This is a genomic window from Methanomassiliicoccales archaeon, from assembly GCA_013415695.1.
Taxonomy (GTDB): domain Archaea; phylum Thermoplasmatota; class Thermoplasmata; order Methanomassiliicoccales; family JAAEEP01; genus JAAEEP01.
Genome location: JAAEEP010000016.1, coordinates 21,638 through 27,869, shown reverse-complemented (window position 1 = coordinate 27,869; position 6,232 = coordinate 21,638). Strand labels below are relative to the sequence as shown.

Below are 6,232 nucleotides of genomic sequence, written 5' to 3'. Positions count from 1 at the left end.
GTTAGGTTTTCGCATGATAGACAATATCATGCAATCCGCGGCATTATCTTCTTTTTATTTAGCGTTTGCCTTACATCCTTTCAATGGTCACTATGTAACTTGTTAGAACGTGACAATATTGATGATAAAAAGAAAGAGGTACCAGGGAGTTGCCCTGGTTTTTCTCATCATGATGTTTGTGCAGACGGTTGAGTCCCTCTGAATCTCTCTATAACGATCACCACGAGAAGTGTCGCTATGGATAGGGGTAGAGCGATTACAAGGGGGTCCACTACCTGCCAGGGCATGCCCAATAGAGCGTCCTTTCCAAAGATGACTTTGCATAATCCCAGAGGCCCAGACTCCTTGATGTGCACGAAGGCCGTCCATAGGAACCAGGCTGCAGCTCCCACAATCAGGCTCCAGATGGCAGCTCTGGTCGAAGGATTCTTGCTGTACAGAGCGTGCACCAGTGCAGGAAGGAAAGCAGCTGCGCAAAGGCCGAAGAACATGGCTGTGGCACGGGCAATGATGCTCCCGGGCAGGAGATAGGCGATGAGTACTGAGATGACTATCATCACTCCAGTTCCTATCTGGCTTGCCCGATACGATGCCTTCATGGGGGTCTGCACCGGACCCTTCTTGGAGGTCTGATCAGCCTTCCAAAGCCTGGAGATCCTGGAGTTCTTTATGTTGTTCCAGATGTCGTATCCTGCTGCTGTTCCTAGAGTATGGAACAATGAGCTCAAGGTAGACATGGCGGCTGCAAGCAGGGCGAGCATAAAGACCACCACGAACGCTTCTGGCATGGCCGAATTGATGAACAATGGGATTATCTCGTCCACATTACCGCCAGCTGCGACAGTGGCTATCTGGCCGAACTCCCGGTAGAAATATACGTTGCTGACCGCACCTACGGTGAAGGCCACTCCGGTCATTAGCAGTATGAATGGACCTCCCACGAATATCGCCCGGTTGAGCGATTTATTGTTCTTGACGGTCATGAAGCGGACCACCAACTGTGGCTGCGCGAGCACGCCGATGCCCACACCCAATATTATAGTGGTGACCATCGTCAACCATATTGACGAGCCCAATTCAGGGAAACTTGTCCAGCCAGTCATTCCCGCGTTCTGAAGTCCTTCTGGTACCAGTGGTGCCATGGCTGTGAGCTCGGCGTTCACGTCCCCCACAGGGCCAAGAATGCTGAAGGTAAGCACGAGTAGAAGTATCATGCCTATCATCATTATGGCTCCCTGTAAGGCATCGGTGTACATGACCGCAATGATACCTCCAAGTATGACATAGATGGCCACCAGAACACAGAAACCTATCAACGCCAGATCATACTGGATGTCGAGGGTGGTCTTGATGAACTGAGCGCCACCTATGAGAATGGCCGCTGTGTAAAGGGGCATTCCAACTAGGATGATGAGACCCGTTACTGACTGCATGAACTTCGATTTGTAGATCTTTCCTAGGAGGTCAGGGAAGGTGACGGCCTTGACACTCTGACCTATGCTCCTGACCTTCTTACCGAAGATTACGAACGCCAGCAGAATGCCTACGCCGATGTTGAGTATGGTAAGCCAAATTAGACCCTCTCCCAGCTGTGCGGCCACTCCTCCAAAACCGACTATCGCAGAAGTGCTTATGAAAGTGGCCCCGTAGGACAACGCGAGGACAACGGGATGGATCTTCCTCCCCGCAACCATGAAGTCCTCTTCCTGTTTGGTGCGCTTGTATCCCAAGTACCCAAGGTAGACGATCACGATGATGTATACGAGGGTTACGATGCCTAGGGTGAGAGTGTCAACCATTTGCCTCTTCTCCTTCTTCCACTTTCCCTTCTTTGTTCCAATTGAGCAATCCGTACACCGCGCACGCTATAGCCAATACGATGGCAATCACGTATCCCCCCCAGATATAGGGGTCCTCAATTCCAAGAACTGCCATAATTTTCCTCCAATGATCAACTTGTTCAAAAGCGGAAATAGACGAACATGAAAGACTTGCCTTTCTCATCCACGGAAAAATGTTGGTGGCGGAGAGCAGCTTTGCACCTTGTTTCCATGTTACAATCTATCATGATTAACTTTGCCAAGGATAGTTTTTATTTTATTTAATTATTTGCAGGATGTAACGAAGTGAAACCGAAAAACTTGTTTTTGACCATATAATTCATCGGAAGTTGGTGACTGGATAAGAATTGGTTTCTACCATGTAAGTTTAATAAACAAGGGCGTAAATTGAATTTTGGAGGGGAGTATTGGATGAGGTTTCCAAACTGCGGATCCGAGATCGGTGAGAGGAGGAACTACTGGCCGTTCTGTGGGACGAGACAGAGCATTCCTACCTCGCCTGGGATCTACGCTCCCAGGAGGTCTCAGCCTGTAAGATTGTCCAAGATCGCGATTACCGTTGTGGCCATATTGGCGGTCTTGATCGGAATGGGATTGATACTCGCGATCGGGGGCGATCTCCTTCGCACTGAGGTACCCCAGAACGGATCGGATGAATACGCAGGGCCCCCTCCGGTTCATTTCCCTCGACGGGCTTGAGATAACCCATGATGATGCCGTGAATCTTCTGGATCATGCGGTCATATACGTCTCGGTCACCAATACCGCATCGCAGGCAAGGGCGGCATGGCTGATCGCGGAATTCTCCCTCAATGGCTCGCTCGGTCTCAGCTACAGTCAGAGGGAGATCGTCCTGGAGCCTGGGCAGACAAAATTCTACTCGTTTACATTCAATATCCCGTTGAACAATGACCTTGAACCAATGGTTGGATTTGAATTCGTGACCTATCTCTCCGCGACCGAAATCTGACCAGTTGATCTATGCTCGGAACTTCGGGGTTTGATCTCGACCAACAACTATCGGATCACGAGCCTGCCTTCATGGGAATCAGGCCTTGCTCTTCCTGGAGGTGTACCAGATGCCTATCTCATCCTTGCTCCTGTCATACTTGAGGACGAATATCACCGCCACGGCGATGGCGAAAATGACCATCTCTACGCTCCCCTCGATCAGGAACAGAAGAACAGGGAGGATGGCGTAGTTGATCAATGCCCCGTAGTATGCATCGTACAAGACCTTGGCCACCAGGTAGAACAGGATTATCCAGACGATCAGAGTGATGGGCGAAAGCAGCAGAACACTCCACATGAGTATGGTGGTCCCCATTCCCCCGACGAACCTCAGGAAGATGGAGAAGTTGGTCCCGAGAAGCGAGGCAAAAACGAACAGCAGGGTTATCGTGATGTCATAATCGAAGAACAGGAACGATGCAAGGAAAGGGAGTATCGCCTTGAATATCTCCATCATGAGTGTTGGTAGGCCAGCCCTGTATCCACCGATCCTGAACGAATTGGAAACACCGAAGAAGACCGTGCCCTTCGAGAACCTTGCCCTTCCAGGATAGATGTAGGTGAAGATGTAGGCGAAGGGGATCGAGCCGAAAAGGTAGAATGCGATTATACCTAGCCTAGCGATACTCGAGGTGGCCAGCAGCAACGATATCGACAGCACCGCAAATACGAAGACCGCCAAATAGACTGTTCCATATCGGTCGAATCCGAGAGAGTCCATCAGGGTATATCTCAGTGACCCCTCGGAAGCCCGTCCGATGGGGGGAGTTCTGGAATCGCCCACTTCCTTCATCGCTATCCAATGGTATAATAGAGAAGTCCCGGGTACTTCTGACTTTCTTCAAATGATATAAATATAAATACAACACAATTGTTCGGAAGAGGAGGGACACTGGGTCTTCCCTCACAATCGACCTCCCAACTGGATCAGGTGAAGTGATGGTTGTGCACCAGGTTGGCGCCGGACTCTTTGATCTTTTCCACAGCCTCTTCGATGTTGTCCACCCTGATTATCAGAACGGCTTTTTCTCGTCCGCTGTAGGCATAGGCGTACTCGATGTTTATCCTCGCTTCCTTCAATATCTTGACCGCCTCCGCTAGACCGCCTGGGACATCCCTCATCTCGATGGCGAGAACCTCCGTGAAGGAGACCATGAAACCTAGTGATGAGAGCTTGTCCCTTGCCTTCTCAGGATCATCCACAATTGCCCGAATGACGCCAAATCCCTCGGCCTCAGCGATGCTGAAGGCAAAAAGGTTGATGTCTGCCTCCTTAAGGGCGTTGGCGATCTCGAACAACCGCCCGTATCTGTTCTCGGAAAAGATCGACAGCTGCTTGATCACGAACTCGCTCATGTGAGATTCCTCCTGTCTATCACCCGCTTTGCCTTCCCCTCGAATCGCGGGAGGGTGCCCGGTTCGACTAGCTGAACGTCCACCCTGATGTTCAGGATGTGTCTGAGGCTGTCCGATACCGTATGTGTTATCTTCCTCAGCTTGATGATGTCGTCGGTGAAGGCCTCCTTGCTGAGCTCTACCTTGAGCATTATGACATCCAGGGATCCCTTTCTATCCACCTCGATCTGGTAATGGCTTCCCACCTCGGGGATGGCCATGAGGGCATGCTCCACCTGGGACGGAAAGACATTGATTCCCCTGATAATGAGCATATCATCCACTCTTCCAGACAATCTATCGATCCTGGGATGTGTCCGGCCACATGCACATTCTTCCTCAGATAGGGCTGTTATGTCCCCGATGCGGTAGCGGATCATGGGCATGGCCTCCTTCTGTAGAATGGTTAGGACCATCTCTCCTCTCTCCCCCGGGGACACTGGTTCCAGTGTATCCGGGTCCAGTATCTCGACAAGGGCGATATCCTTCCAGACATGGATGCCCTGCTGCTCCAGGCACTCGGTGAACATTGGACCGGAGAGCTCGCTGGCGCCGTAGCAGTTCTGGGCGAATATTCCAGTATCGCTCTGTATGTTCTTTCTCATCGATTCCGACCATGGTTCCGCTCCGAGCAGGCCCACCCGAAGCTTGGTGTCATCCTTGATACTCATTCCCATACTCTCGGCCAGCTCGGCGATATGGATCATGTACGAGGGAGTGCATGCCATGGCCGTGACATTGAGATCCTTGATGAGTTCCAGCTGTCTCTTGGTGTTGCCCGTGCTGGCAGGTACCACGGCTGCACCGATCTTCTCCGCGGCGTAGTGGAATCCGAGTCCTCCAGTGAACAATCCGTATCCGTTGGATACCTGGACCACATCATCCTCACCCAGACCGCAGGAGGTTAGAGCCCTGGCGAGGGACGTAGACCACATGTCAAGGTCATTGCGGGTGTATCCGACCACCGTTGGTTTTCCCGTTGTCCCGGATGAGGCATGGTAGCGGATTATCTTCTTCTGCGGCTCGGTGAAGATGAGATCTGGGTAGTTGTCCCTGAGGTCAGTCTTGTACATGAAGGGGAGTTTGGTCACATCATCTATAGACTGAATATCATCCGGGCGAACATCATCCTTCCTCATTCGCTCGTGGTAGAATTCGGAGTTGTCCCATAATCTCCGAACAAGTTTCTTGAGCAGTTTCGCCTGGATGACATCGAGTTCCTCGGGGGGCAATGTCTCAATATTGGGATCCCAGTATTCCATCTCGATCACCTGTGCTATAGCGTCTCAATGACCTTGCGCTGTTATGACATGACACATATAAGATTGTTGTCGGGGATGCTTTTACACTCAGACCTCAAGCCTTGAAGATTCCCTCGGATGCTTCCTTATACGCCACGTAATCCCTATCGGAGAAGAGTATCATTATCACCTTTTGCAGGCCTTCATGCTCTTCAAGGAAACTCCTGATAGTGGTAAGTGCGATCCGGGCCGCCTCATTGATGGGATAGCCATAGGCACCGGTGCTGATGGAAGGGAAAGATATTGATTTCAACCCTTGATCAACCGACAGCTGAAGTGAGTTCATGTAGGCGTTTGCCAGAAGTTCTGGTTCCCCCTTTTTGCCCCCTCTCCAAACGGGCCCAACAGTGTGTATGACATATCTTGCATGGAGATTGCCTCCACTGGTGATTACCGCCTCGCCTGTGGGCAGGCCGTCGGGCCACTTGTTCCCTCGGATCTCCTTGCACTCCTTCAGGATGATCTTCCCTCCGTGCCTATGTATCGCGCCATCCACGCCTCCTCCACCCATCAGGCTGGAGTTTGCAGCATTGACTATAGCATCGGTCCGTTGGTCTGTGATATCTCCTCGTTCTAGATGTATTTCGCAATCCATGATGGTGGCTATCTTCACTCAAGATCCTCCTTCAGACGCATTGGGTTTAGCCGGTAATGAGGTTTCTGCATGGTTTGAGATCATCTCCA

At 51.2% G+C, this 6,232-nt stretch carries 7 protein-coding genes; 2 read left to right on the top strand and 5 right to left on the bottom strand.

The genetic code is table 11. From position 1 onward, the window contains the following. Nucleotides 1-167: 167 nt before the first annotated feature. Nucleotides 168-1,799 (bottom strand): sodium:solute symporter family protein, encoded by a 1,632-nt coding sequence (locus GKC03_08320; protein ID NYT12533.1) that lies wholly within the window; start codon nucleotides 1,797-1,799, stop codon nucleotides 168-170. A 453-nt stretch (nucleotides 1,800-2,252) separates the two neighbouring features. Here GKC03_08320 and GKC03_08315 point away from each other — a divergent pair, with 453 nt between their 5' ends. Together GKC03_08315 and GKC03_08310 are read left to right on the top strand one after the other, a co-directional pair. Next, the gene (locus GKC03_08315) at nucleotides 2,253-2,540 is read left to right on the top strand and encodes a hypothetical protein (protein NYT12532.1); all 288 of its coding nucleotides are present in this window, start codon (nucleotides 2,253-2,255) and stop codon (nucleotides 2,538-2,540) included. Next, nucleotides 2,494-2,811 carry a hypothetical protein gene (locus tag GKC03_08310; protein NYT12531.1) on the top strand — a complete coding sequence of 106 codons (318 nt, stop codon included), beginning with the start codon at nucleotides 2,494-2,496 and terminating at the stop codon, nucleotides 2,809-2,811. Before GKC03_08315 ends, GKC03_08310 begins: the two co-directional genes overlap by 47 nt. A 78-nt stretch (nucleotides 2,812-2,889) precedes the next feature. On the opposite strand, the gene GKC03_08305 is transcribed toward GKC03_08310, so the two are convergent. The 4 genes from GKC03_08305 to GKC03_08290 form a co-directional block, all read right to left on the bottom strand. Continuing rightward, a complete protein-coding gene (locus GKC03_08305) occupies nucleotides 2,890-3,636 on the bottom strand; it encodes a glycerol-3-phosphate acyltransferase (GenBank protein ID NYT12530.1) in 747 nt (248 codons plus the stop codon). Nucleotides 3,637-3,779: 143 nt separating this feature from the next. Next, nucleotides 3,780-4,208, bottom strand: coding sequence for an ACT domain-containing protein (locus tag GKC03_08300; protein ID NYT12529.1), 429 nt, complete (start codon nucleotides 4,206-4,208; stop codon nucleotides 3,780-3,782). Next, nucleotides 4,205-5,509 carry a phenylacetate--CoA ligase gene (locus GKC03_08295; GenBank protein NYT12528.1) on the bottom strand — a complete coding sequence of 435 codons (1,305 nt, stop codon included), beginning with the start codon at nucleotides 5,507-5,509 and terminating at the stop codon, nucleotides 4,205-4,207. Before GKC03_08295 ends, GKC03_08300 begins: the two co-directional genes overlap by 4 nt. Before the next feature lie 94 nt (nucleotides 5,510-5,603). After that, nucleotides 5,604-6,143 (bottom strand): O-acetyl-ADP-ribose deacetylase, encoded by a 540-nt coding sequence (locus tag GKC03_08290; protein ID NYT12527.1) that lies wholly within the window; start codon nucleotides 6,141-6,143, stop codon nucleotides 5,604-5,606. Between the last annotated feature and the right edge of the window lie 89 nt (nucleotides 6,144-6,232).

Excerpts from the sequence above, each read along its gene's own strand:
- GKC03_08320 (NYT12533.1), bottom strand. The coding sequence starts at position 1,799 with ATGGTTGACACTCTCACCCTAGGCATCGTAACCCTCGTATACATCATC.
- GKC03_08315 (NYT12532.1), top strand. The coding sequence starts at position 2,253 with ATGAGGTTTCCAAACTGCGGATCCGAGATCGGTGAGAGGAGGAACTAC.
- GKC03_08310 (NYT12531.1), top strand. The coding sequence starts at position 2,494 with ATGAATACGCAGGGCCCCCTCCGGTTCATTTCCCTCGACGGGCTTGAG.
- GKC03_08300 (NYT12529.1), bottom strand. The coding sequence starts at position 4,208 with ATGAGCGAGTTCGTGATCAAGCAGCTGTCGATCTTTTCCGAGAACAGA.
- GKC03_08295 (NYT12528.1), bottom strand. The coding sequence starts at position 5,509 with ATGGAATACTGGGATCCCAATATTGAGACATTGCCCCCCGAGGAACTC.
- GKC03_08290 (NYT12527.1), bottom strand. The coding sequence starts at position 6,143 with ATGGATTGCGAAATACATCTAGAACGAGGAGATATCACAGACCAACGG.